Origin of the sequence: Kyrpidia tusciae DSM 2912, from assembly GCF_000092905.1 — a bacterium.
GTDB lineage: Bacteria > Bacillota > Bacilli > Kyrpidiales > Kyrpidiaceae > Kyrpidia > Kyrpidia tusciae.
On record NC_014098.1, the window covers coordinates 403,467 to 428,761 of the forward strand.

Annotated in this window: 25 protein-coding genes and 1 pseudogene; 24 read left to right on the plus strand and 2 right to left on the minus strand. The window is 61.1% G+C overall.

Going from position 1 to position 25,295, the window contains the following annotated elements:
- Positions 1-10: 10 nt before the first annotated feature.
- The 9 genes and pseudogenes from BTUS_RS02080 (at position 11) to BTUS_RS02125 (ending at position 9,780) form a co-directional block, all read left to right on the plus strand.
- Positions 11-838 (plus strand): sirohydrochlorin chelatase, encoded by an 828-nt coding sequence (locus tag BTUS_RS02080; protein ID WP_013074473.1) that lies wholly within the window; start codon positions 11-13, stop codon positions 836-838.
- Positions 798-1,610, plus strand: a pseudogene (gene cobJ / locus BTUS_RS02085) (precorrin-3B C(17)-methyltransferase); the annotation flags it as partial. The gene BTUS_RS02080 and the pseudogene cobJ, both read left to right, overlap by 41 nt.
- Positions 1,611-1,628: 18 nt before the next feature.
- Complete coding sequence (cobT, locus tag BTUS_RS02090) at positions 1,629-2,783, plus strand: nicotinate-nucleotide--dimethylbenzimidazole phosphoribosyltransferase (RefSeq protein ID WP_013074475.1); 1,155 nt, start codon at positions 1,629-1,631, stop codon at positions 2,781-2,783.
- Positions 2,770-4,335 (plus strand): cobyric acid synthase, encoded by a 1,566-nt coding sequence (locus BTUS_RS02095; protein ID WP_013074476.1) that lies wholly within the window; start codon positions 2,770-2,772, stop codon positions 4,333-4,335. The genes cobT and BTUS_RS02095 overlap by 14 nt, the downstream gene beginning before the upstream one ends.
- An 80-nt stretch (positions 4,336-4,415) precedes the next feature.
- Complete coding sequence (locus tag BTUS_RS16610; RefSeq protein ID WP_013074477.1) at positions 4,416-5,771, plus strand: bifunctional adenosylcobinamide kinase/adenosylcobinamide-phosphate guanylyltransferase; 1,356 nt, start codon at positions 4,416-4,418, stop codon at positions 5,769-5,771.
- Positions 5,771-6,826 (plus strand): adenosylcobinamide-phosphate synthase CbiB, encoded by a 1,056-nt coding sequence (gene cbiB, locus BTUS_RS02110; RefSeq protein WP_041304725.1) that lies wholly within the window; start codon positions 5,771-5,773, stop codon positions 6,824-6,826. The genes BTUS_RS16610 and cbiB overlap by 1 nt, the downstream gene beginning before the upstream one ends.
- Complete coding sequence (locus tag BTUS_RS02115; protein WP_013074479.1) at positions 6,817-7,611, plus strand: adenosylcobinamide-GDP ribazoletransferase; 795 nt, start codon at positions 6,817-6,819, stop codon at positions 7,609-7,611. The genes cbiB and BTUS_RS02115 overlap by 10 nt, the downstream gene beginning before the upstream one ends.
- On the plus strand, positions 7,611-8,705 hold the full coding sequence (gene cobD / locus BTUS_RS02120) for a threonine-phosphate decarboxylase CobD (RefSeq protein ID WP_041304729.1): 1,095 nt from the start codon (positions 7,611-7,613) through the stop codon (positions 8,703-8,705). The genes BTUS_RS02115 and cobD overlap by 1 nt, the downstream gene beginning before the upstream one ends.
- Before the next feature lie 520 nt (positions 8,706-9,225).
- Entirely contained in the window at positions 9,226-9,780 is a 555-nt protein-coding gene (locus BTUS_RS02125; RefSeq protein WP_013074481.1) for a cysteine hydrolase family protein, read from the plus strand.
- Between the two features lie 34 nt (positions 9,781-9,814).
- Here BTUS_RS02125 and BTUS_RS02130 read toward each other — a convergent pair whose 3' ends face one another.
- Positions 9,815-10,660 (minus strand): energy-coupling factor transporter transmembrane component T family protein, encoded by an 846-nt coding sequence (locus BTUS_RS02130; RefSeq protein WP_013074482.1) that lies wholly within the window; start codon positions 10,658-10,660, stop codon positions 9,815-9,817.
- 39 nt (positions 10,661-10,699) lie between these two features.
- Positions 10,700-12,346, minus strand: coding sequence for an ABC transporter ATP-binding protein (locus tag BTUS_RS02135; protein WP_013074483.1), 1,647 nt, complete (start codon positions 12,344-12,346; stop codon positions 10,700-10,702).
- Between the two features lie 212 nt (positions 12,347-12,558).
- Here BTUS_RS02135 and BTUS_RS02140 point away from each other — a divergent pair, with 212 nt between their 5' ends.
- The 15 genes from BTUS_RS02140 to BTUS_RS02210 all read left to right on the plus strand — a co-directional run bounded on the left by BTUS_RS02140 (position 12,559) and on the right by BTUS_RS02210 (position 25,246).
- Positions 12,559-13,095, plus strand: a complete 537-nt coding sequence (locus BTUS_RS02140) for a biotin transporter BioY (protein ID WP_041304730.1) — start codon at positions 12,559-12,561, stop codon at positions 13,093-13,095.
- Positions 13,096-13,396: 301 nt separating this feature from the next.
- Complete coding sequence (locus tag BTUS_RS02145) at positions 13,397-13,546, plus strand: cytochrome c oxidase subunit 2A (RefSeq protein ID WP_013074485.1); 150 nt, start codon at positions 13,397-13,399, stop codon at positions 13,544-13,546.
- Positions 13,547-13,626: 80 nt separating this feature from the next.
- Positions 13,627-14,094: a cytochrome c oxidase subunit II gene (locus BTUS_RS02150; RefSeq protein WP_013074486.1), complete on the plus strand. Its 468-nt coding sequence runs from the start codon at positions 13,627-13,629 to the stop codon at positions 14,092-14,094.
- Positions 14,095-14,117: 23 nt separating this feature from the next.
- A complete protein-coding gene (locus tag BTUS_RS02155) occupies positions 14,118-15,788 on the plus strand; it encodes a b(o/a)3-type cytochrome-c oxidase subunit 1 (protein ID WP_013074487.1) in 1,671 nt (556 codons plus the stop codon).
- A 126-nt stretch (positions 15,789-15,914) separates the two neighbouring features.
- Complete coding sequence (locus BTUS_RS02160) at positions 15,915-16,547, plus strand: TetR/AcrR family transcriptional regulator (RefSeq protein WP_013074488.1); 633 nt, start codon at positions 15,915-15,917, stop codon at positions 16,545-16,547.
- Positions 16,544-17,311, plus strand: coding sequence for an electron transfer flavoprotein subunit beta/FixA family protein (locus BTUS_RS02165; protein WP_013074489.1), 768 nt, complete (start codon positions 16,544-16,546; stop codon positions 17,309-17,311). Before BTUS_RS02160 ends, BTUS_RS02165 begins: the two co-directional genes overlap by 4 nt.
- Before the next feature lie 22 nt (positions 17,312-17,333).
- A complete protein-coding gene (locus tag BTUS_RS02170; protein WP_013074490.1) occupies positions 17,334-18,314 on the plus strand; it encodes an electron transfer flavoprotein subunit alpha/FixB family protein in 981 nt (326 codons plus the stop codon).
- Positions 18,315-18,464: 150 nt separating this feature from the next.
- Positions 18,465-19,337, plus strand: coding sequence for a polyamine aminopropyltransferase (gene speE, locus BTUS_RS02175; RefSeq protein WP_013074491.1), 873 nt, complete (start codon positions 18,465-18,467; stop codon positions 19,335-19,337).
- The gene (locus BTUS_RS02180) at positions 19,334-19,582 is read left to right on the plus strand and encodes a hypothetical protein (RefSeq protein WP_013074492.1); all 249 of its coding nucleotides are present in this window, start codon (positions 19,334-19,336) and stop codon (positions 19,580-19,582) included. The genes speE and BTUS_RS02180 overlap by 4 nt, the downstream gene beginning before the upstream one ends.
- 165 nt (positions 19,583-19,747) lie before the next feature.
- The gene (gene coxB, locus BTUS_RS02185) at positions 19,748-20,752 is read left to right on the plus strand and encodes a cytochrome c oxidase subunit II (protein WP_013074493.1); all 1,005 of its coding nucleotides are present in this window, start codon (positions 19,748-19,750) and stop codon (positions 20,750-20,752) included.
- 64 nt (positions 20,753-20,816) lie between these two features.
- Positions 20,817-22,697, plus strand: a complete 1,881-nt coding sequence (gene ctaD, locus BTUS_RS02190; RefSeq protein WP_013074494.1) for a cytochrome c oxidase subunit I — start codon at positions 20,817-20,819, stop codon at positions 22,695-22,697.
- Complete coding sequence (locus BTUS_RS02195; RefSeq protein WP_013074495.1) at positions 22,697-23,338, plus strand: cytochrome (ubi)quinol oxidase subunit III; 642 nt, start codon at positions 22,697-22,699, stop codon at positions 23,336-23,338. Before ctaD ends, BTUS_RS02195 begins: the two co-directional genes overlap by 1 nt.
- A gap of 41 nt (positions 23,339-23,379) precedes the next feature.
- Positions 23,380-23,694 carry a cytochrome C oxidase subunit IV family protein gene (locus BTUS_RS02200; RefSeq protein WP_013074496.1) on the plus strand — a complete coding sequence of 105 codons (315 nt, stop codon included), beginning with the start codon at positions 23,380-23,382 and terminating at the stop codon, positions 23,692-23,694.
- An 18-nt stretch (positions 23,695-23,712) separates the two neighbouring features.
- Positions 23,713-24,594 (plus strand): cytochrome c oxidase assembly protein, encoded by an 882-nt coding sequence (locus BTUS_RS02205; protein ID WP_013074497.1) that lies wholly within the window; start codon positions 23,713-23,715, stop codon positions 24,592-24,594.
- A gap of 190 nt (positions 24,595-24,784) precedes the next feature.
- On the plus strand, positions 24,785-25,246 hold the full coding sequence (locus tag BTUS_RS02210) for an OsmC family protein (RefSeq protein WP_013074498.1): 462 nt from the start codon (positions 24,785-24,787) through the stop codon (positions 25,244-25,246).
- The last annotated feature ends 49 nt before the right edge of the window (positions 25,247-25,295 follow it).

Consider the following 25,295-nt stretch of genomic DNA (forward strand, 5'->3'; position numbering starts at 1 on the left):
GGGGATGGGAATGGAAAATGAGCGAGAGGCGGTGCTTCTCATTGGCCACGGCAGCCGGGATCCCGAGGGAAACCGGGAGTTTTCTGCATTGGTGGAGAACCTCCGCCACAGGTGGCCGGACCGCACCGTCGCCGGGGCATTTCTGGAGCTGGCAGAGCCCGGGATTCCCCAAGTGATGGGGCGGCTCGCCGCCCGGGGAATCCGGGAAGTGTGGGCGATACCGGTGATTCTCCTGCCGGCCCGGCACGTCCGGGAGGAGATTCCGGAGATTCTCGCCGGGTCGGCCCGGGAGTGGGGGGTTCGGGTGCGTTACGGGCGCCCCTTGGGCCTTCACCCCGGCGTCCTCGACATGTTGGTGGACCGCTTGGCCGAGGCCGTTGGGGAAGGGGAGTTGTCCACCGGGAAGGCGGAGGGGACGGCGGTGGTATTCGTCGGCCGGGGATCGAGCAATGCCGAGGCGAATGCGCAATTGTATCGGGTGGCTCGCCTGTTCTGGGAAAGGTGCGGCGCCGACTGGGTGGAGCCCTGCTTTGTCGGGGTGACATATCCGGATGTGCCCACGGCTCTCCGCCGGGCCCTCCTGTCCGGGGTGCGCCGGGTGGTGGTGTTGCCGTACCTGTTGTTCACCGGGGTCCTGATGAAGCGGCTGGCGGGATGGGTGGAGGAGGCCCAGGCGGAGATGCCGGAGGTGGAATTTCGGCTCGCCCGGTATCTCGCGGGACATCCGAAGTTGGAGGACATTGTCGCGGGGCGGCTGCAGGAGTTAATGGATGAGATGGCACGAGGAGGGGATGGGGATGGGGAAGATTTTCGTCGTCGGGTTTGGGCCGGGCAGTGAGGAACACATGACCTTCCGGGCCCGTCAGGCCATCGAACACAGCGATCTCATTGTCGGGTACAAGACCTATGTGGATCTCGTCCGGGATTTGATCGGCGACCGGGAGGTCCTTCGCACGGGGATGACCGAAGAGGTCACCCGGGCCCAGGCGGCGGTGGAGCAAGCGAAATCGGGGAGGACGGTGGCGGTGATCTCCAGCGGAGACGCCGGGGTGTACGGCATGGCCGGTCTGATTTACGAGGTGCTGATGGAGCAGGGCTGGGAGCCCGGCGATGATCCCGAGATCGAGGTGGTTCCCGGCATCTCGGCGGTGAACGCCGTGGCGGCCCTCCTCGGGGCGCCCTTGATGCACGATTTTGCCGCGATTTCTTTGAGTGACCACCTCACTCCCTGGGAGGTCATCGCCCGCCGGGTGGAGGCCGCAGCCGCGGCCGATTTTGTCATCGCCTTGTATAATCCCAAAAGTGGGCGCAGGACCCAGCAAATTGTGGAAACTCAATCAATTCTCTTGCGGTACCGCGCTCCGGAGACACCGGTGGGGATCGTGAAGAGCGCCTATCGAGAGCGGCAACGGGTGGAAGTGACCACCTTGGAAGACATGTTGAACCACGAGATCGGGATGTTGACCACCCTCATCATCGGCAACTCCTCCACCAGGGAGTATCACGGGCGAATGGTGACTCCTCGAGGTTACCAGCGCAAGTATACATTGACCGGAGCGAATGAGCGGGGGCGCCTGGATCCCATGCCCTGGGCGCTGGGCTCAACAAAGGACTAGGGCGAGTGGCTGATGGCGAAGGGCGATGTGGCCCGGGGAGTTCGAGATTGTGACGACCTAACATGTGAGGTGATCGAATTGTATTCGTGGCAGTCCCGGGAGATCCCCCTTCCCTCTGAAAAATCGGCGGAGGCCGCGAGGCGGCGGTTGGACCGGCTGACCAAACCCCAGGGCAGCCTGGGGCGCCTGGAGAGCCTCGCCGTGGACCTGGCGGCGGCGACGGGGGAGGAGCGTCCAAAGGTCCGGCCGGCGGGGGTGCTGGTGATGGCAGGGGATCACGGGGTGGCGGCGGGCGGCGTGTCCGCCTACCCCCCGGAGGTCACCGCCCAAATGGTCTTGAATTTTCTCCGCGGCGGGGCGGCGGTGAACGTCCTGTCCCGGGTGGCCGGGGCGGCGGTCTGGGTGGTGGATGTCGGAGTGGCGGTGGAGATCGACTCCCGGGAGATGGCCACCTCCCTCAGCGCCGGTGAGTCTCGGGCGGTGTTCCGGGCGCATAAAGTCCGTCCGGGGACGGCGGATATGACCCGGGGGGCGGCCATGTCCCGGGAGGAAGCGGAGCGGGCCCTGGATGTGGGCTGGAGGGTGGCCATGGAGATGATCGACTCCGGGATCCGGCTGCTCGCCTTGGGGGAAATGGGTATCGGCAACACCACGGCGGCCGCGGCGGTGGCCGCCGCCCTGACCGGGTGGCCCGAGGGGGACCTGGTGGGACTGGGGACCGGGATCGATCCGGTCCGCCGCCAGAAAAAGCTCCAGGCGGTCCGGGGCGCCCTGGCGGTGAATCGGCCGGATCCTTCGGATGCGGTGGACGTGCTGGCCAAAGTGGGCGGTCTGGAGATCGCCGGATTGGCCGGGGCGGCTCTGGCCGGCGCCGCCCGGCGGGTGCCGGTGCTCATGGACGGGTTCATCGCGTCGGCGGCGGTGTTGGCGGCGGTTCACATCGATCCCAGGGCGCTGCCCTACATGTTCGCGTCGCACCGGTCGGTGGAGCCCGGGCATGGTCGAATCCTTCGCTGGCTGGGGCGGGAGCCCTTGTTCGATCTCGATCTTCGCCTTGGGGAAGGGACGGGCGCGGTCCTGGCCATGCCGATGATGGAGGCCGCTGCTCGAATCCTCGATGAGATGGCCACCTTTGAAGAGGCGGGGGTCTCCGATGCCGAAGCCTGAGGCGGCGGTCTCTCCCCCGGCCAGGTGCATCATGTTACAGGGCACGGCCTCTAACGTTGGGAAAAGCTGGCTGGCCACCGGCTTTTGCCGAGTTCTGGCCCAGGACGGCTGGCGGGTGGTCCCCTTTAAGTCGCAAAATATGGCGTTAAATAGCTATGTCACGATGGACGGCGGGGAGATTGGCCGGGCCCAGGGGGTTCAGGCCGAGGCCGCCGGCGTGATCGCCACCGTCGACATGAACCCGATTTTGCTCAAGCCGTGCGGCCCCGCCTCGGCCCAGGTGATCCTCCGAGGGAAACCCTTGACGGACGCCGGCGCCCGGGAGTACCGGGAACGCCTGATTCCCGAACTTCTGGGAACGGTGAAAGAATCCCTGGACCGACTCCGTCAAGAGGCGGAAGTGGTGGTGATGGAAGGGGCGGGCAGTCCGGCGGAGATCAATTTGAAAGACCGGGACATTGCGAATATGCGCATCGCCGCCCTGGCCGACGCCCCGGTTCTCCTGGTGGGAGACATCGACCGGGGCGGAGTGTTTGCTTCCTTCGTCGGGACCCTGGAGTTGCTCACTCCAGAGGAGAGGCGGCGGGTCAAGGGATTTTTGATCAACAAATTCCGGGGCGACCCGTCGTTGCTCGAACCGGGGCTGAAGTGGCTTGAGGCGCGGACCGGGGTGCCGGTGATCGGGGTGGTTCCCTGGGAGGATTTGCCCATCGATGGCGAGGACTCCCTGGCCCTTCCCGGCGGCTTCGGGGATGGGCCCTTGGAGATTGTCGCCATCCGTCTGCCTCACCTGTCGAACTATACAGACCTCGATCCCCTGCGGCTGGAACCCGACGTGCGGATTCGCTGGGTGGAGCGGCCGGAGGCGTTGGGGGATCCGGACGCCGTGATCCTGCCCGGCACGAAAAATAGCATCGGGGACTTGGTCTGGCTCCGGGATCGGGGGCTGGCGGCGGCCATCGGCGATTTTGCCGCCCGGGGGGGCCGGGTGGTGGGGCTGTGCGGAGGTTATCAAATGCTGGGGATTCGCTTGATGGACCCGGAGGGGATCGAAGGGGGGCGCCCGGGGGAGGTGCCTGGGCTCGGCCTCCTTCCGACGGAGACGGCGTTTTTCCCGGCCAAGCGTGTCGTGCGCAGGGCCGGCCGGGTGACGGCCGAGGAGTTGGGGCCGGATTTGCAAGGTGTGCCGGTGGAGGGGTACGAGATTCACATGGGCCGCACGTCCTGGTGCGACGAGCCCCGCTCTTTGCTGTTGATTGAGCCCGCCGGGGGGGAGGAGGGGTACCCCGAGGGCGCCGTGTCCCTGGATGGAAAGGTCTGGGGGACGTATGTCCACGGGATTTTCGACAGCTGGGCCTTTCGGCGCCGCTGGTTGGATGGGCTGCGCAGGGAGAAGGGTCTGCCCCCTCTTGAAGGCAGGGTGCGGGACATGTATGCTGTCCGGGAGGAAGCCTTCGATCGGTTGGCGGCTTTGTTGCGACAACATGTCGACTGGGAGCGGGTTTATCGTCTCCTGGCTCTGGAGCCTCCCGGCGCGCCCCGGCACAGGTGAAGGGATCCGGAGGCGGTGACCGGGGAACCCGGGGCGTGAAGACGACAAGGGCGCGGGGCGGGCGATGGGGGCTGCACAGGATGGGTGGTCGAGGTGCGGTGTCGGAGATGGATCGGGAAATTCGGCGGGTGACGGAGTTGGGGCTGACCCTTCGGTGGGGGCAAGGGTGCTGGTGGCTGGAGTCGGAGGAGGCCTGGGAAAGCCTGTCGTCGGCGGTGTACGGCGGCGGACGCCAAAGCGGCATCCGCGCCGTGGCAAACGTAACGGTGGATCTCGGATACAAAGGACTTGATCCCGCGGGGGACATTGCCCGGAGGCTGAAGTCGGTCCGGGTGCCGACGCCCGCCGTGGGGATGATGACCGCGGTAGACGTCAGGGGGACCCAGTGGTCGGTGGTGAATGGCCCCGGTGGCCGATGGTTGATCGCCCTCACGGCGGGGACGAGCAATGCTTTGTGCGCCGGGGAGAAGCCGGGATGGTTCGACGCCGGGCCCGGGACGATCAATATGACGGCGGTGTTCGACGGGGCGCTGTCCGAGCAGGCGGCGGTGAACGCCGTCATCACGTTGACCGAGGTCAAAAGCCGGGTTTTGCAGGAGCGGGGGGTCCGGTGTGCGGAGTCCGGGCTCCCGGCGACGGGGACCAGTACCGATGCGGTGGCGGTGCTGTTTCGCAAGGGCGGACGATCCGCGGCGTACGCGGGCCCGGGGTCCGAGGCGGGCTGGTTGTTGGCCCGGGAGGCCCATCGTTTGCTCCACCGGGCGCTCCGGGACAGAGATGATCGCCGGGGGCGGCTGCCGTCTCTTACCTTCGTGATCGGCGGGGCGAGAAGCGGCAAGAGCGAGTGGGCGGAAGGCTTGGCCGATCGCTGGGCGAGGGAGCTTGGAGTGGAGGTTGTCTATGTCGCCACGGCCCGGAGGGAGGAGATGGAGGAGCGGGTGAGGCGCCACCAAAGGCGCCGTCCGCCGGGATGGAAGACGATCGAAGCGCAGGATGGAGAGGCGCCGGCGGGTCTGTGGGACGGACGCGACCCCGGGGGAGTGGTGCTCATCGACAGTTTGACCCAGTGGGTAACGGCATGGATGACCCGTAAGCTGGCCCGGCGATCCCCGTCTCTGGACGGGTCCCACCGCGAACCCGTTCCCGAATGGTCCTCCGAAGAGGAGCGGGATTTGAAGGAGATCATCGAGGCGCTGATCCGCCGGTGTCGGCAGAGCCCTTATCCGGTGGTGGTGGTGAGCGACGAGGTGGGGGAGGGGGTGGCCCCGGCCACGGCGGTGGGATGTCTGTTCCGGGATGCCCTGGGTCTGGCCAATCAAACCCTGGCCAAGGCCTCTGGGCGGGTGTACCGGATCACGGCGGGTCTACCGGTCGAGATTCGCTCCCAAGCGATAGACAGGTGTGTTGAAGCCGGTCTCGGAGGCGAAGCGCCGTGATGGAGGCTTTGGCCGGCCTGATCCTCGATGCCCTGGTGGGAGAACCGCCCGGGGCGGTTCATCCGGTGGTGGGACTCGGGCGCTGCATCGAAGCCGGGGAGAGGGGGTTGCGCCGTCTGTTTCGGGTGCCTCCGCTTCGGGGAGAGAGCGGCGGTCCGGACGGCGTGGGCCCATCCGGCTCAGTTCCCGGTGCTGGGCGCGGAGGTGGGAGCACCTCCAAGGCTCCCTTTGGTCGTCGGGTCCGGGAACGATGGGCAGGTGGTATTTTGGCCGTCGGGGTGGTGGGATTGACCTACGCGGTCACGGGCTTGACCGTATGGCTGGGAGGGCATTTTCATCCCGCCCTCGGGTTTGCGGTGTCCGCCCTGTGGGTCTGGGTGGCGGTGGCGCCTCGAAATCTCGCTCAAGCGGCAAAGCGGGTGTCCGGGTTCCTCCAGGCGGGGGACCTGGAGGGAGCCAGGAAGGCGGCCGGGATGATGGTGAGTCGAAGCACCGGCGGTCTTCCCGAAGGGGAGGTGATCCGGGCGGCTGTGGAAAGTGTGGCGGAAAATATCGTGGACGCCATCATCGCCCCTTTATTCTACGCCGCCCTTGGCGGGGGGCCGGCGGCCATGGCCTACCGGGCGGCCAACACCCTCGATGCCATGATCGGGTACCGCAATGTCCGCTATCTGGATTTTGGCCGGGTGGCGGCCCGGCTGGATGATGTGCTGAACTGGATTCCGGCACGGATCACCGGCGCGTTGATGCTGGGGGCGGCCGGTATCCTCGGGCTTGATGTGCGAGGGGCATTCCGGGCCATTCGCAAGGACGCCCGGCGACATCCCAGCCCCAACGGGGGGATCCCCGAGGCGGCGGCGGCCGGCGCTTTGGGAGTGCGGCTCGGGGGCTGGAACCTGTATCACGGGCGGCGGTCCTTCCGTCCGTACCTGGGCCCCGGGGAACGCGCCTTAGAACCCCGGGATATCTCCCGAGCGGTGCGGCTCATGGCGTGGACCACCGCGGAGATGGCGGTGTTGATTTTGGTGGCGGAGGGGATCGCCGGGTGGCGGTAGCCGGGATTGGACGATGGGCGGTCCGGGAAGCGGCTGCCCTGACCACCGCCGCGCGATTTCTCAGCCGAATTCCGGTGCCCCTTTTCGGGGAAATGGACGAACAAGGGCAGAGGCGCAGCCTGCGCTGGTACGCCTTTGTCGGGGTCATCCTCGGAGCCCTGATGTGGCTGATGGCGCAGTTGTTGTTCCTTCTGCGGGTGCCGGCGCCCGGGGCGGCGGCCCTGGTGATGGCGGCAGATCTGTGGCTCACCGGGGGGCTTCACCTGGACGGGTGGATGGATACGGCGGACGGGCTGGGCAGTCGCCGGGAACGGGAGCGGGCCCTGGAAATTATGCGGGACAGCCGGGTGGGCGCCTTTGGCGTGATGGCCGCCATCGGGGTGCTCCTGGCGGAATGGGCATTCTTGGATATGTGGATCGCCGAAGGGGCGCCCTTTGAGGTGACGGCGGCCGCCTGGGGCATCGCTCGCTGGACCATGGTCTGGGCGGTGGCGGCGTTTCCCTACGCCCGGGCGGAAGGAATGGGGGCCGCCCTTCGGGGGGCGGGACCTCGGGATGTGGCCGCGGCGGGTGTGGCGCTTCTCATCCCCGGATTCCCGGCGGTGGTCTCCGGCCAGTGGTCGGTGCTTGTCGGTGCAGGTCTCGCCTTTTTTGGCGTTCAGTTTTGGGCCCGTCGGGTGGCCCGGCGGTTGGGGGGCTTGACCGGGGACGTCTACGGAGCCTTGTGCGTGTTCACCCAGGTGTGCGCCCTGGTGGCGATGGAGGTGTTGGGTCGGTGGATGTGATGCGCCCGTTCATGGATCACGGCGGCAATGTCCGGGAGTACCGGGAGCGCTGGGGCGGAGATCCGGGGGATCTCGCTGATTTTAGCGCCAACATCAATCCCCTGGGGCCACCGGAGTCGGTGAAATCGGCCATGAGGGCGGCCCTGCAGGAGGCCCACCGTTACCCGGACCCCCGCCAGGAGGGATTTCGCCGGCAGGTGGCCGAGCGGTGGGGAATGACCTCGGACGCGGTCATTGTGGGCAATGGAGCGGCGGAACTGATCTTTCTCGCAATGTTTGCCTGGCGGCCCCGGCGGATTCTTGCCTTGGCCCCATCTTTTTCGGAGTACGAGGACGCCGCCCGGGCGGTGGGGGCCGAGATTGAGCGGATCCTCCTCCATCCGGAGCGGGGGTTTGTTCCGGACGCGGGGGCGGTGGTCGACGCTCTCGGGACCGGGGTGGACCTGCTGGTTCTCGCCAATCCCAATAATCCCACGGGTGTTCTTTGGGATTCGGCAGCCCTGGAAAGGGTGCTGGATGAGGCGGAGGAGGCCGGGGTGCGGGTGCTTTTGGATGAAGCCTTTCTCGATTTTTGCTCCGATGAGCAAATTCGGAGTCAGATCCCCCGGGCCGGCCGGCGGCCGGGGCTTTTCGTCCTTCGCTCGATGACCAAATTCTACAGTATCCCCGGAGTGCGTTTGGGCTACGGGGTGGCGTCTCCCGAGGAGATCCGGAGGATGGAGGGGTTGCGGCCCCCGTGGTCGGTGAACGGCGTGGCCCTGGCGGCGGGGGCGGCGGCTTTGGAAGATGAGGACTTCCCGGCGCGCAGCCGGCGTTGGATCATCCAGCAGCGCCGGCGGATGGCGGAGACCTTTGGGAAACTCGGGTTTTCCGTCACCGACGCCAGGGCGAATTTTTTGCTCGCTTGGCGGGAGGATTTTGACATCGGCCGGGAGTGGCCCCGCCTGGCCCGCCGGGGGGTGTTCGTTCGGGACTGCCGAACGTTTCCCGGGCTGGACCGGCGGTATCTTCGGGTGGCGGTGCGGCCAAAGCGGGACCAGGAGCGCCTGTTCGCCGGCATTCGCGAAGGGCTGGAAGACGTCCGCGTCACCTGACTCGGGGGCAGGTGCGGCTGCGTTAAATTCTGACGTTTCGAACAACATTCCACCCCACCGCGAGGATGAGGACCTGAAGCGCGGCCAGATAACCGTACGACCACAGAACCGGGATGCCCTCGGCAAAGGCAGGAATGACGGCATTATGCCTCACCATCAGGTACCTTGGGTGTGAAAATATCCCCAGCCGCTGTAAGGAGCAATTTTAAGGTGGTAGTAGTACCCCGGAACGGCAGTATATGAGTTAAGAAAACTCGTGGACCGGCTTACGTTTCTGACGATATCACCCCCCTTCCCGGAACAGTCAATGGTTCTAAAGGCCTATGAAAATCCTTTGCAATATCTGGGCCTTTAGCCCTGCCGTTTGTCGAAACATAGGTCGAGTGATCCCCTGCTTGTTGCGCGGGTTAAAAGACACGCCTTGACAATGGGATCTACCGGGCTCTTGGGCGGCTCCTTGGCGCCGCCCGCCGGCTTTTGCTATGATAAAACCACAATGTCTACGGAGGGGGCGAAGGCGGTGCGAGAAGCTCTGCTTTTGATCGACTTATCGAAAGATTTTATCGATATGGATGGGGCTTTGACGTGTGGAGCGGCGGGACAGGAGATCATCCCCTACGTTCGGAGGTTAATCGAAAAGTTCCGCCGGGAGGGCCGACCGATCCTCGACATTCGGGACGATCATATGGAGTCGGACTACGAGATTCGGGCCGGACTTTTTCCGCCCCATTGTTTGACCGGCACCCCGGGTCGGGAGCTGGAAGACCGGCTGGCCGCGGCGGTGGAGGGCTACGAGGGGTATGTGACCTGGCCGAAGAAAACGTATGACGCCACCTACGAGACGCCGCTGCTGGACTACTTAGATCGAGAAGGGATCACCCGATTGCACGTGGCCGGGGTTTGCACAGACATCTGCGTGGTCAGCACAGGCCTCGGCTTGTACAAACACCGGGTGACGAAACGGGGAGATCTGGAGATTGCCGTTCACCGCCAAGGGGTGGCGTCTTTCAATGCCCAGGCTCACGAGATGGCGCTGAATCACATGGAGCACGTGCTGAAGTGCGAGATCGTCTAGTTTCGGTTCGATGGTGGCGATCCGGGACACGGGGCTAGACAGGGAGAGCCGCGATGCCGAGGAGGCCGACGAAGGCGTGTCGCCAGACCCACAGGGTGACGAGGCCAGCGGCCGCCACCGAGAGGATTTCGCGCCGGGACCAGGGTTGGATGTACAGCGGGGTGGGGGCGGCACCCCGGCGGTAACCCCGGGCGGTAAGAGCCAGGGAGATGTCGTCGGCGCTTCGGAGGATCGCCACCAGCCAAGGGACGATCATCTCCGCGAGGTAGCGCCACCTGACCCGGGCTGGCCCGGTGTCCACCTCCAGACCCCGGGCCAGAAAGGACATTTTGACCCGGCGGAACGATTGGTGCACCTGGGGGATTAGGCGCAGGGCCAGTCCAGCGAAAAAGATCAAATCCCGCAAACCGGACGCCGCCGCCCGTCCGGGGCGGCCCAATTTTTCCATGGGATGGAGAGAGGACGCCAGTCCGTCGGCCAAAGCGGCGGGCGAGGTGGTCCACACCAGAAGAGAGGCCAGGAGGATCAAAGCGGGAATCCGGGTCAAGGTGTCCAGGGCGAGAACCAGGCCCGTCCGGGTGAGAGTGACTGGGCCGGCCTCGATCCAGCGGGGTCCCGGGGCGGTGAGATTCATGACCGCGCTGAAGGCGATTAGAAAAAGGATTGGGCGTAAAGTTCTGAGGGCAGATCGCAGGGGCACCCGGGCGATGCCCATGCCCAGGACGGCCAACGCACCAAATCCCAACACCTCCCACGGCCACTGCGCCTTCATGAGGTCGATGGTGAGGAGGAGAGCGATCAACAGTTTGCTGCGAGGGTCAAGCCGGTGGAGGAAAGTTTGCCTCGGCAGGTACTGTCCGAGTAAGAGTTCGGTTTTCATGGATTTCTCCTCCTCTCCCTCGAAGCCTTGACGGCCATCTCAAACCCGGGAAGACCACCGGGCGGCGACGCGCAATTTGGCCGCTGCGACGGGGTGGTCCCCTCCGGACCAGGTAGCCCGGGCGACGGCGGACAAGGAACCTGCGGCGGTCAGTCGCCCACCCTTCAGCAGCCACCACCGGTCGGCCACATCCAGGAGCTCTTCGATGTGGTGGCTGGCCACCACGAGAGCCCCTCCGGTTCGTTTTGCCCAATTTTTAAGAAGCCCAGCCAGGGCCGTTCGGCCGGCAGGATCAATCCCGGCGAAGGGCTCGTCGAGCAGCAGGATGCGCGGGTTGAGGGCCAGGATGCCCCCCAGGGCCACCCTGCGCTGTTCGCCAAAGCTGAGGGTAAAAGGCGAGCGCTCCAGCAGGTGGGTAAGGCCGAGATCGGACGCCGTCGTCCGAACCCTTTTGTCGACTTCTTCGGCCCGAAGGCCCCGGCGCCGCAGGGCGTAGGCCATGTCTTCGTACACCGTCGGCGCAAAAAGTTGTTGCTCGGGAAACTGCAAAGCCATGGCCGCGTTTTGCCTGAGCTGTGTCAGGGCCCGGCGGGCCCGGTAGGGGTCGCCTTCCCTCATGTGAAAACTGCCGGAGTTCGGCGGCAGGAGCCCGCCGAGGAGGGCGAGGAGCGTCGTTTTGCCTGCCCCGCTGGGTCCGAGGAGGGCGGTGATGCCCGGGTAGAGTTCACACCGTTCCAATTGCAGCCGGCCCTCCACGACCACATCGGTCAGGGTGGCGACGGGTTCAGCATCTTGTGGCCGCGGATCCGGCCCAGGTTTCCCGGAATTCACACCCTGCAGGACCCCGGCGAGAAAAATCCAGGACACCGGGCCGGCCGCCGCACCGGGGTGGACTCCCGGGTCTGCGCCCGCGGGTTTAGGTCGGCGGGAGTCTTTTTCTGCCCGAGGGGGGACTGTCATGTGCTCGATCACTTTCCATTTCCACGGTTTTGGGAACCCCCCTTCGGCGATCCGTTCCCACGCCTCCTGAGCTTCTTCGGGCGTTCCCAGCGGAATCACCCGGCCTCCGTCCACCAGCCACACCCGGTCCGCCCGCTCCATTTCTTCCAATGAATGGGTCGAGTGGACAATTCCGGCCCCCCGGTCCCGAAGGGTGGCGAGGAGATCCAGGACTCGTTCTTGATGATCGGGATCCAGCATCGACGTGGGTTCATCGGCCAGAATCCATCCCGGCTTCGTCGCCCATGCCCCCGCCAGGGCCAATCTTTGGAGTTGACCGCCGGAAAGAAGATGAATGGGCCGTTCGGCGAGATCCACCAGGTTGAATGCCTCCAGGGCATCAGCAGTCCGACGCCGAATCGCGTCCGGGGCGAGGCGTTGCAACTGCAGGCCCCAAGCGATATCCTCTGCGGGGGTACTGCCCACGATCTGATGAGTTCCCCGGCCCAACACCAAGCGGGCGGCGGGGTTGACTTGTTCCAACGGCTGTCCGTCCACCGTGAGGCTGCCCGGGGCCACGGGCAAAAGGCCGGCCAAGGCCAGCAGCAAGGTGGACTTCCCCGATCCATTGCGGCCGATCACGCAGGTCCATGTCCCCCGGGGCGCTTGAAAATCCACATTTTCCAGGACGGGGGCCTGGTTGTCCCCGTCGTCCCATCTTATGATCTTGCAGTTCAGTGCCAGCATCGTGTCAAGACCCTCTCGTCAAATTCCCCGGCGATGACCCGGAACCCCTTACGGAATCCCGGGTCGACGAGCACTCGTGTCCACGAGCATTGTAGTGAATGGGCGGATCTTCGGCAACCCGTTTGTCTGCGGGGGCCCACCATGGTAAAGTAGATCGGCGAAGGGGGGAGATCGATGTGGCGGTGAGAGGCAAGGGATCAGAAGTCAGGGGAATGGTAATGGCGGCGCTCATGGCCGCGGTCACCGGGGCGCTGGCCTATGTGGCGGTCCCGCTTCCTTTCACCCAAGTGCCCATCAGCGGGCAAAACTTGGGTGTCATGCTGTCGGGGCTGTTGCTCGGGCCCTGGTGGGGCGGACTCAGTATGGTCTTATACGTTTTGTTGGTGGCGCTGGGCGTTCCCATCGGCGCCCGGGGACATGCGGGCCTCGGGGTTCTGCTCGGTCCGACGGGCGGGTATCTGATTGGATTTATCATCGGTGCCTTCGTCATCGGTTGGTTCGTGCGAGGTCGGTTGACGATTTTTCGGGCTCTTGTGGGGAGTGTGGTCGGGGGCGCCCTGGTGGCGTACATTCCCGGGGCCGCTTGGCTGGCCCACGTCGGGCATCTGACCGCGGGACAAGCCATCACCCTGGGGGTGCTGCCCTTTATTCCCGGGGATCTCGTTAAAGCGGTGATTGCCGCAGTCGCGGCGGTGGGGGTGGACCGGGCCTACTCCCTGGCAGGAGTCCGGGGCCGGGCGCCCTGGTGACGCCTTCGAATCTTTTTTGACAGCGCTGCGCTGAATTTGTCGAAAAAGGGGAAAGCCCGCGGCGGGGAGGCCAATTTTCCGCCTGCGGGCTTTTATTTTTGGCAAAAAGATGGCGTTTGTGCCTTTCTCGTGAAACCTTTGTGTCGGTTGTGTGTCTACTCAACATTCCTGGTAGTTTTGTACTACTGTCTATGGTCTCTTTTTATCATGCGCTGGTTTAAGGGAAGCAGGAAACTGAGGGTGGAATTAGCCGAGGCGGTTCATCTGTTCAGCGTCCATGGTTATGAAAGGAGGGGGCACAATGGCCCAGATGTCAGCTCCAAAAACCAGGGAGCGGGAGACGGAAGCAGAGGAGAACCTGAAAGGGACTCTGGCTTCGGTATTTATCGTGGGGGCGGTTCTGTTGGCGTCGTGGCTCGGGGTCTTCATTCTCTTTTTGGACAGGAATTGAGTCGGGAGTGAGCCTTGCAGCTAAGGACACAATCAGTGAATCGCTTTCCGCAAGGTTAGAGTGGGGAGGAGGGGTCGGATATGCACTTGCATCGCTATGAAAAAATCTGGCTCACCGTTGGCGTGCTGACGTTGATTGCATTTATCATCACACTTGGGGTGAACGCCTTCGCCATGGGGGCTCAACCGCCGAGTAACACTCAGGTGATGGACCCGACCAAAGTGAGCCAGACGCCGCCTTTCGATCAACCTGCTTTGAAACAAATCGGCCAGAACAATTACGTGGCCAACATGACGGCGTTTGTGTTTAGCTATGCACCGAACCGCATGGAGGTCCCGGTGGGATCCACGGTGACTTTCAACGTCACGAGTAAAGATGTGGTGCACGGGTTTGAAATACCGGGGACGAACGTGAATATGATGATCATTCCCGGGTTGGTCAACTCCGCGACCCACACCTTCACAAAGCCCGGGGATTACTTAATTCTTTGTAACGAGTACTGCGGAACCGGCCACCAGTTGATGGCTGCTCACTTAATTGTGAAGTAGAGACGGGAAGGATGTGAATCAGGATGGCGCAAGCACAAGTGGCGGAAGCCCAGGATGTGCGGGTGGACCGAGCAGCCGCCCGGTTGAGCTTGGCTTACGTGTTGGTGGCTTTTTTGTCTTTCGGAGTGGCGGCAACCGCCGGCCTGCTCCAAGGTCTGGACCGGGGCGGCGTCATCACCCTGCCGAAATGGTTGAACTATTACCAGATTCTCACTGCGCACGGCGTGTACATGGGGCTTCTTTTTACCACCTACTTTATCATTGGCTTTTTCTTTTCCGGTGTCGCCCGAACCACTGGCGGTTCATTGCCCCCGGTGGCCCGCAGGCTGGGCTGGCTCGGCTGGTGGATGATGGTCATCGGGCAAGTGGCGGCGACCTTCGAAGTATTAGCGGGAAATGCGTCGGTCCTGTACACGTTTTACGCGCCGATGAAGGCGTCGCCGCTCTTCTATATCGGCACGGCCCTGGTGGTGGTGGGCAGTTGGTTCGGGGGGTACGGCGTCTTTGCGGCATACCGGGTCTGGAAACGGAAAAATCCCGGTAAGCTCTCGCCCCTTTTCACCTTTATGGCCTTTGCCACCATGCTGCTCTGGCAGATCGCGACCATCGGCGTGGCCCTGGAGGTCGTTCTGCAACTGATTCCGTGGTCTTTTGGCTGGGTTTCGACCGTCAATGTGTTACTGAGCCGGATGTTGTTCTGGTATTTCGGCCATCCCCTGGTGTATTTCTGGCTGCTTCCAGCATACACCATGTGGTATGCGGTGATGCCGAAAATCATCGGCGGCAAGGTGTTCAGCGACGCTTTGGCGCGAACCAGTTTTGTGATGTTTATCCTGCTCTCGACGCCCGTCGGCTTTCACCATCAATTGTTGGAGCCGGGTATTCCGCCGCTGTGGAAATTCTTGCATGTGACTTTGACCATGTTTGTCGTGGTTCCTTCTCTGATGACCGCTTTCAATATGTTTGCGGTGTTTGAATCGGCGGGCCGCGCCAAGGGAGCGACGGGGCTGTTCGGGTGGTTTAAAAAGCTCCCCTGGAACGATGTGCGGTTTATGGCTCCGATGATGGGCATGATCGCCTTCATCCCGGGCGGTGCCGGTGGGATTATCAACGCCAGTAACCAGATGAACGAGGTCGTTCACAATACGATCTTTATCACAGGTCACTTCCACCTGACCGTCGGCACAGCAGTGGCAATGACCTTCTTCGGCATCAGTTATTGGCTGTTGCCGCACCTCACAGGTCGAAAGTTGACGCGGGCGGCCAATAAAGTGGGACTCGTCCAGGCGGTGATCTGGGCCACCGGGATGCTGCTCATGTCCGGTTCCATGCATTACATGGGGCTCTTGGGTGTACCCCGGCGCACTGCCTACACGACTTACATGAATGACCCCACTGCAGTCAGCTGGATGCCCCTCGAGGGGGTCATGGCACTCGGTGGTACGCTGCTTTTCATCGGAGCCATGCTCATGATCGGCATGGTCGTTTACTTGACTTGGTTTGCTCCGAAAGGCTTTGAGGAGTACCCGATCGGAGAGGTGGCCAATCCTGCGGAGGCGACGCCCCGGGTCTTGGAACGCTGGCCGGTGATCATCTCGTTGGCCGCGGTCCTGATCCTTGTGGCCTACGCCTACCCTGTCATCGATACGCTGCAAAATGCGCCTCCCAGCGCTCCGGGGATACGGACTTGGTAGAAACTTAAAGGAGGCGGGGACGGTCCAGTGCCGCCCCCGTCTTTTTTATTGACAAAGCGAACGGTCGGTCGATAGAATAAGAATGAATGAATCACCATTCATTTTATCGGGGTGAGAGCGATTGCGCTGCGCAAGGATCGAGCAAAATACGTAGCGATTCTGCAGGCGGCCGTAAAAGTGATGGCCGAGTCCGGGTACTATAATGCCCAGGTGTCCCGGATTGCCCGGGAGGCCGGGGTCGCGGACGGCACCGTGTACCTCTATTTTAAAAACAAAGAAGATATTCTCATCTCCATTCTCCGGGAGACGATCGGGGAGATCATCGAACGGGTCCAGGCGGCTCTGGCCGGGCTCGAAGATCCCGCCGAGATGTTGCATCGTTTGGTGTTTCTGTACTTTCGAGGACTTGCGGAAACGAAAGACCTGGCCATGGTCACCCAGGTCCACCTCCGTCAGACCAATCCCGACGTGAGACGCAAGATCGGCGACATTATGCGCCCCTATTACCGAATCATCGATGGGATCATCGAGCGGGGAGTGGATCAGGGAATGTTTCGACCGACCATCGATCGGCGCATCGCTCGGCGAATGATCTTTGGCACCATGGACGAAACGGTCACCGCCTGGGTTTTGACCGGAGCGAAGTATGACCTGGTGGCCCTGGCGGGGCCGGTGGTAGACCTGTTACTCGGAGGGCTGGTCCGCCGCGAAGATGAACGATGGCGAAAAGAACCGGACAGAAAGGAGTCCTTGGGATGAACATCATTGTGTGCATGAAACAGACTTTCGATACCGAGGAACGCATCGTTCTCGACAATGGAAAGATTAAGGAAGACGGGGTCAAGTTCGTGATCAATCCGTATGACGAGTTCGCGGTGGAAGAGGCGATCCGTCTCAAAGAGCAACACGGAGGCCAGGTCACGGTGATCACTCTCGGGCCGCCCCGGGCGGAGGAGGCTTTGCGAACGGCGTTGGCCATGGGGGCGGACGATGCGGTCATCATCGATGATCCGAGCCTGTTTGGGGATGAGTACACGGCGGCCCAGGTGCTGGCGAAGGCTGTAGAGAAGCATCCCTACGATATCATTCTCGCCGGGAATCAGGCGGTGGATGACGGCTCGGGCCAGGTCGCCGTCCGGCTGGCGGAACTGCTCGGCATTCCACATATCGGCACGGTTACAAAGCTTGAGGTGGCGGACGGGAAGGTGCGGGCGGAGCGGGATGCGGAAGGGGACGTCGAGGTGGTGGAGGGCGACCTGCCCATCTTGGTCACCGCCCAACAGGGGCTCAATGAGCCGCGGTATCCGTCCTTGATCGGTATCCGCAAGGCCAACAAAAAGCCCATCACCCGGTATACTGCCGCGGACCTCGGCCTCGATGCGTCTGAGGTTGGCGCGAAAGCGGAGATCCTCGAGATCTTCCTGCCCAAGCCAAAGGTTGGCGGGCGGATTCTCCAGGGGGATTTGGCCGATCAGGTAAAGGAATTGGTTCAGGGCCTGCGTTCAGACGAAAAAGTGCTCTAACGTATAGAGAGGAGAGACGACAATGGCGCGTAGATGTTTGGTGATGGCGGATCTGCGTGGGGGCAAAGTCCGGAATGTGACCTATGAAGCTCTGGCCGCCGCCCGGCGTCTGGCGGAGGGTGGAGAAGTTTCTGGTGCTCTCGTCGGGGATGGCGTAAGTGGATTTGCCCAGGGGCTGGGGGCGTACGGCGCCGATAAAGTGTACGTCGTGGAAGATGCCGGGTTGAAGCATTATACGCCGGACGCTTATGCCTCGGTGATGGAGCGGCTGATCCGAACGGCAGATCCCGACGTGGTGCTCTTTGCCCACTCGGCGATCGGCCGGGATTTGGCGCCGAAGCTCGCGGCCCGGTTTGGCGCGGGTCAAGTGTCCGATGTGGTGGACGTGGCGTTGGAGGGCGGGAAGATCGTGTTCACCCGGCCGATTTATGCGGGGAAAGCGTTTACAAAGCTGACGATCCCCGAAGGCAAGGTGTTTGCGACCGTTCGGCCCAACAACCTGCCCGCCGACGAGCCGGATGCGGGACGGAGTGCCACTGTGGAAACGGTGGGGGCCGATTTATCCGGAGTCTCTTTGCGAACCGTGGTCAAAGAAGTGGTGCAAAAGGCCACTTCCGGTGTGGATTTGACCGAGGCGAAGATTATCGTTTCCGGCGGTCGCGGAGTCAAAAGTGCCGAGGGTTTCAAGCCTCTTTACGAGTTGGCCGAGGTTCTCGGGGCGGCGGTGGGCGCTTCCCGGGCGGCCTGTGACGCCGGTTACTGTGATTATTCGCTGCAGATCGGACAGACCGGCAAAGTCGTGACGCCGGATCTGTACATCGCCTGCGGAATTTCGGGTGCGATCCAACACCTGGCGGGCATGTCGAACTCGAAAGTGATCGTGGCCATCAACAAAGATCCGGAAGCGCCGATTTTTAAAATCGCGAATTACGGGATTGTCGGCGATCTGTTCGAAGTGGTTCCCATGCTCACCGAGGAATTGAAAAAAGTTCTCGCCGATTGAGGCTGGTGAGTTCCGGTCCGCGAGGGCGGGACTCCGGCGGTACAAGGCGGTAGAAGGCAGAAGGGTTGGCGCCTCGCGCGTCGACCTTTTTTGTCGTCGGGTAACCCTTTTGCTATACTGGCTCTTGGCGATGTGTAGGGGGTGAAGAAGATGAACCGACCTGAATACATTCAGGAGCGAGACGGGGCTTTGTGGTTGACTGAAGTGGAATCGGATCATCTGAAATTAAACTGGAGATTAAAAGACGTTCTTCACGTGGAACGGTCGCCTTTTCAAGAGATCGTGATCGTGGACACGGAAACCTTCGGCCGGGCGCTGGTCCTGGACGGTGTCGTACAGACCACGGCAGGGGACGAGTTTATCTATAACGAGATGATCAGCCACATCCCCCTGGCCTTGCATCCGAATCCAAAGCGGGTGCTGGTGATCGGCGGAGGTGACGGAGGTGTCGTGCGCGAATGTCTGAAATATCCTTCCGTTGAGCGGGTGGATCTGGTGGAAATCGATGAGCGGGTGACCCGGGCCTGCAAGATGTATCTGCCTGAACTGGCCGGAAAGTTGGACGATCCCCGGGTGCGTACCCGGTTTGAAGACGGGGTGCAGTATGTCAAGGGCGTTCGGAATCAGTATGACGTGATCATCGTCGACTCCTCGGATCCCATTGGCCCGGCCGCGGTTCTCTTTGAGGAACCGTTTTACCGTTTGGTGAAAGAGGCTCTTCGTCCGGGCGGAATCATGGTCTGTCAGAGTGAATCCCCGTTTTTTTATCTGCCGGTGCTTCAGAATACCCGGCGGCTGCTGAACGAATTGTTTCCCGTTACCCGGACTTACTGGGCTCCGGTGCCGACATATCCCGGGGCTTTGTGGACCTTTACTTTGGGGTGTTTGTTCGATCCATTTGAGGATTCCGGGTGGATCTGCCGGATTCGCGAGAAGAGTACACGGTATGTAACGGCGGAACTCGCGGTTGGGAGTTTTGTCCTGCCCGCCTTTGTGCGCGGCGCCCTCGGGGTGGCGGAATGAAGCCCGGGCGGTATGAGACCGTCGAAGACCCGGAAACTTCGTGGCGGTGTTCCCTGTATCTGTTGTGGCTGAGCAATTTTATTGCGGTGTTGGGGCTCAATTTTCAGTGGTCGTTTATCCCCCTCTATCTTCCGTATCTGGGGGGGATCTTCACCCGGGCGGTGGGGGTGTGGTCAGGGGCGATCATGGCGGTCATTCCCTTGGTGGAGCGGTCACTGGTCCGCTGTGGGGAAATTCCCAAATGACAAAGTTTTCCCGGCTTACTCGGCATCGGGGAAAAAGGTGAAGAATCGGGCAGACTGTCACATTTTGGCCATATTAACTCCCAGGATTTTTTGATATTATGGAAATGGACTCCTGCGCAGGGGATGGGCCGCACTAAGAGATAAGGCAAAGGGAGGGTTTGGTGGGTGAGGCCGAAACATCGCATCGGACTACTGCTTGTCATGGTAGGGCTCCTGTTTGGACTGACCGGTTGTGGGAAGGCCGATATGTCCGTTCTCGATCCGGCCGGGCCGGTGGCCAAGATGGAATTATCGGTGATTATGACCAGCGTGTACATTATGACCGGCGTATTTATTGTGGCAATGGCGATTCTCGTGTATGTGCTCATCCGCTTCCGCCGGCGCAAGGGACAGGATTTGCCGCCGAAACAGGTGGAAGGAAACAACTGGCTGGAATTGACGTGGACCGTTATTCCTCTCATTCTTATGGGGATTCTGGCTGTTCCAACGGTAACCACCGCTTTTGCACTGGATCAGAAACAGACAGGTCCGAACACCATGAATGTGACGGTCAAAGCTTCTCAGTTTTGGTGGCAGTTTGAATATCCTGACCTGGGGATTGTAACTGCGCAAGCTTTACACATCCCCGTGGGAACAAAAGTCAACCTCAAGCTGGAAACCACAGACGTGATGCATTCGTTCTGGGTGCCCCGACTGGCCGGCAAGACTGACCTCGTTCCTGGCCGGGTAAACACCATGTGGTTCGAGGCGAGCCAACCGGGGGAATACCAAGGAAAATGTGCAGAGTACTGCGGCCCGAGCCACGGTGTGATGGACTTTGTTGTTATTGCCGACACGCCGCAGCAATTCCAGGCTTGGGTTGAACGCATGAAGAATCCCCAAGTGCAGCCTACCAGTGCGTTGGCCGCGGAGGGTGAGAAGTTGTTTGCACAAAACTGCGCCACATGCCACGCCGTTGCGGGAACGAACTTCAAGGGGATTCTGGGACCGGATTTGACAGACTTTGCGGATCGTCCGAAAGTGGCCGGGGTTTTGGATAACACCCCCGCTGATGTAGAGAAGTGGATCAGCGATCCGGCAGCGATCAAACCGGGTACGAAGATGCCCAAACTGCCCTTGAATCAGCAGCAGGTCTCCGCTCTTGCCGTGTTCCTGGAGGGGTTGAAGTAACGGCGCATCGCGTGTTGGCAGCTTATTTTGAAGGGTGAGTAGGGACGAAGAGGAGGGTTATGGGATGGCAAAACCGATGGAAGAGGTCTTGAGCCATCACGTGCATACCGTCGAAGCGCCCCACAAGCGCCACTGGTTGCTGGATTACCTGTCGACGGTGGATCACAAGAAGATCGGGCTGATGTACGTACTGATCGGTGTGTTCTATCTGCTCGTCGGGGGCGTAGAAGCGCTTTTGATGCGCGTTCAACTGTTTGTACCCAACAATAATTTTGTGAGTTACACGACCTTTAATGAGTTGTTCACTATGCACGGGACGAATATGATTTTCTTCGCAGCCATGCCTTTGATCTTCGGATTAGTCAACCTGATCATGCCGGTTCAGATCGGGGCTCGGGACGTGGCGTTCCCCTTTATGAACGCCGTCAGCCTTTGGTTTACGTTCGTGGGAGCTTTGCTGGTGAACATCAGCTGGTTTTTTGGTCCCGCGCCGAGTGCCGGCTGGTTTGCCTACACCCCTATCGGATTGGATAAATATACTCCCGGCACGGGGATGGATTTTTACGTCATCGGTTTGCAAATAGCTGGCTTCGGATCCTTGATGGGCGCGATCAATTTCATTGCCACGATTCTCAACATGCGGGCGCCGGGTATGACCCTGCTCAGGATGCCTCTCTTCACGTGGACCAGCCTGGTGACCTCCGGCCTGATCGTGTTCGGCTTTCCGCCGCTGACCGTAGGTCTGTTCCTGTACATGTTCGAGCGGCTTTTTGGCGGCCACTTCTTCGACGCGACCATGGGCGGGAACCCGCTGTTGTGGACGCACCTATTCTGGATCTTCGGACATCCAGAGGTGTACATCGTGGTGCTGCCGGCCTTCGGTATGATTTCCGAAGTTGTGGCAACCTTCTCCAGGAAACGGATTTTCGGTTACACCTCCATGGTCATTGCCACCGTGTTAATCGGCTTTATCGGCTTCATGGTGTGGGTGCACCACATGTTCACGGTGGGCCTTGGGGCGATGGCGAACTCCATTTTCGCCATTTCTACGATGCTGATCGGTATTCCGACAGGCATGAAAGTTTTTAACTGGTTGTTCACCATGTGGGGAGGTCAAATCCGCTTCAAGCCTCCCATGATGTTCGCCCTGGGATTCCTGCCCACCTTCGTGATCGGCGGGTTCACGGGCGTCATGCTCGCGGCGGCTCCGGCGGACTTTCAGTATCACGGGTCTTACTTTGTCGTAGCGCACTTCCACTACACGTTGATTGGCGGCGTGGTGTTTGGTTTCTTTGCGGGTCTTTATTATTGGTTCCCGAAGATCACCGGCAGGATGATGAGTGAGGTTTTGGGCCACATCAATTTCTGGTTGATGTTCATTGGGTTCCACCTCACGTTTTTCCCCATGCACTTGGCCGGACTGTTCGGCATGCCGCGTCGGGTACCGACCTACAACCCGGGAATGGGGCTGGAGATCTGGAACCAGTTGTCGACCATCGGAGCCTTTATCATGGGTGTGTCGATGATCGTCTTCGCAGCCAATGTGGTATATGCCTTCACCAAAGGAAAGGAAGCCGGCGCAAATCCTTGGGATGCCCCGACCTTGGAATGGGCCGTTCCCTCACCGATTCCGGAGTACAACTTTGCTCAGACACCCTTGGTGCGCGGACTGGATCCCTTGTGGATCGCCAAAGAAGAAGGATCGAAGGTTCCTGCGGCCGAACCTTTGGGTCCCATCCACATGCCGTCGAATTCTTACTTGCCTTTGGTTATGGCGATTGGTCTGTTTATCGCCGGGTTTGCGGCCATCTACCATCGGCTGTTCTTTATCGTGTTGGGGCTTGAGGTGATTGCACTGGCGATGTTTTATCACTCCCTCAATGACGATGAAGGATATCACATTCTTCCGGAAGAAAGTACCCGGGTGGGGGAGGTGCGGGCGTAATGGAAGCCATGGAAACTCAGCCCAGGCTGGTGAACGCCGGGGACCGGCTTGAATTGGGGCCGGAGACTGCCACCCTGGAGGGAAAAAACAAGGTTCTTGGCTTCTGGGTCTTTCTGGGGGGCGAATGCGCTCTGTTCGCCTCCCTCTTTGCCACCTACTTGACCTTGCGAGGGCAAACGCTAAACGGCCCGACTGCCCAAGAGTTGTTTCATTTGCCGATCATCGGCCTGGCCACCATTTTGCTTTTGACGAGCAGTCTCACCGGCGTGCTCGGAATCAATGCCATGCACCGAGGCAACCTCCGTTCACTCCTTCGCTGGCTGGGGGTGACAGTCTTGCTCGGGCTCGGCTTTCTCGCGGTGCAGGTGGTGGAATTCATCACCTACGCTGGCGAGGGATTCGTCTTTGGCACGAGTGCTTTCTCTTCGGCCTTTTTCACCTTAGTCGGCTTCCACGGCGGTCATGTGGCCTTCGGGGTGGTCTGGATCTCCATTTTGATCCTACAATTGAAACGCGAGGGCATTACCCCGAGGAAAGCGCCGAAGGTTTTCATCGCCAGCTTGTACTGGCATTTTGTCGACGTGGTGTGGGTGTTTATTTTTACCGTGGTCTATCTCATGGGTATCTTGGGAATCTCTTGAATTCACGAAGTTTGGGTTTGGCGTGAAAGGATGGTGCAAGGATGACAAACGTGCCGACGGATACCCGCAACACAGGTACCGAATCCGCATCTGGACATGGTTCGGTCCGGAAACACATCATTTCCTTCGCGATTATGATTTTGTTTACGGTGATCGCCTTTGCGATGGTCGGTGCGGGCATGTCCCCAACGGTGGTCATCCCGGTGATTCTGGCGCTAGCCGTCATCCAGGTGATTCTGCAGTTGTGGGATTTCATGCATCTCAATCAAAAAGGTCATTCTTTCCCCACGCTGTTTATCGCGTCCGGAGCGATGCTGGGATTCATTTTCGTCTTGGTCTTGGTTTTGTGGCCCTAGAATAAGGGGGGATTCCTGTTGCCATTCTGCGGCACGCCCATTGACGGATCCCTGTGGTCTTCGTGGAACATTCCACTGCTGATTCTCGTTCTGGCCTTGGCCGGCTGGTACTGGCTCGCATGGCACCGGCGGCAGGATTCGGGCAGCGCCGGCGAGGGGTCGGGCGAGGTGGGCCGGAAAGTTTCTTTCTACAGCGGCTTGGCGCTGTTTTATCTGGCCGCTGGCAGTCCTGTCGATTACATCGGCCACATGTACCTGTTTAGTGTCCATATGACGGCAATGGCCGTGGAGTATATGGTGGTCCCACCGCTTGTGCTGTTGGGCCTTCCGGAATGGATGGTTCAGCCGTGGATGCGGGTCCGAGGAATTGAGCGCCTGGTCCGGGCAGTGAGTCGTCCCTTGTTCGCGCTGACGACGCTCAACTTGTTGTTTACAGCCTATCACTTCCCATCGGTGTTCGATTATCTCATGTCCCATGGATCAGTGGCTCTGTGGGTGCACGGGGTGATGATGATTGCCGCGTTTATCAACTGGTTGCCGGTGATCCAACCCTTCAGCGGGGTGAAGCGCCTCAGCGAACTCCAGAAGATCATCTACCTGTTCGTGGACGCCGTGCTCCTCACCCCGGCGTGTGCCTTTATCATTTTCTCGAACGGCCCGCTGTACGTCGCTTATGATGCCATGCCGAGACTGATCCCAAGCCTGTCGATCTATGTGGACCAGCAACTGGGCGGAATTGTTATGAAGCTGACCCAGGAGGCGGCGTACATCGGCGCCATCGTGTACATCTTCGTGCAGTGGACCCGGAGGGAGAAGGAACTGGATCGGCGGGACAAAAAAGGACAGTTGGTTTTCTTTCCCGTGGATAAGGATGGGGTTCATGGGGCGAACACTTGGTGAGAAAGTCCTGGAAGGATAGACAACCGAAGGGCCATCAATGCGGCAGGGCGAGGGCCCTGCCTGTTTTTTGAGGGTGCCGAGGCGGAGGTGATGTGTCTGGCCTAGGGAAGCGGTTCTCCGGAGTATGGTATAATCGCGATACAGGAGGCGCAGCGCCTTCTCAGGTGACACCCAGGTAGGAGGGTTTGGCATGCGGGTAGACGTCAAATGGCTGGGGAAGCGGGCTTTCGAGGCTGTTGGGCAGACCAGCGGTCACGCGGTGCGAATCGACGCGGCGGAGTCGGCGGGCGGTGAGGGCAGCGGGGTGCGTCCGATGGAGATGCTGCTCATGGGGGTTGGGGGGTGCACCGGAATCGACATCGCCATGATCCTGGAGAAAATGCGTCTCCATATTGACCGGTTCGAGATGAAATTGGAGGCGGAACGAGCCGAGAAACATCCACAGCGGTTCACGAAGATCGCCATCGATTACATTCTCGACGGGCCGGAACTGACCCATGACAAGGTCAAGCGAGCCGTGGAGCTGTCTTACCACACCTACTGTTCGGCCCTGAATTCCTTGAATGCCGATTTTGAAATCCGCTACACCCTAAACGGTGAGACGCGGACCGTGGTTCCGGCAGCGGCTGAATCGGTCGGCGGACGGGCGTAACTCCTGCTCTCGAAAACATTAGGGGATCAAGGGTATTCCGCATCTCATA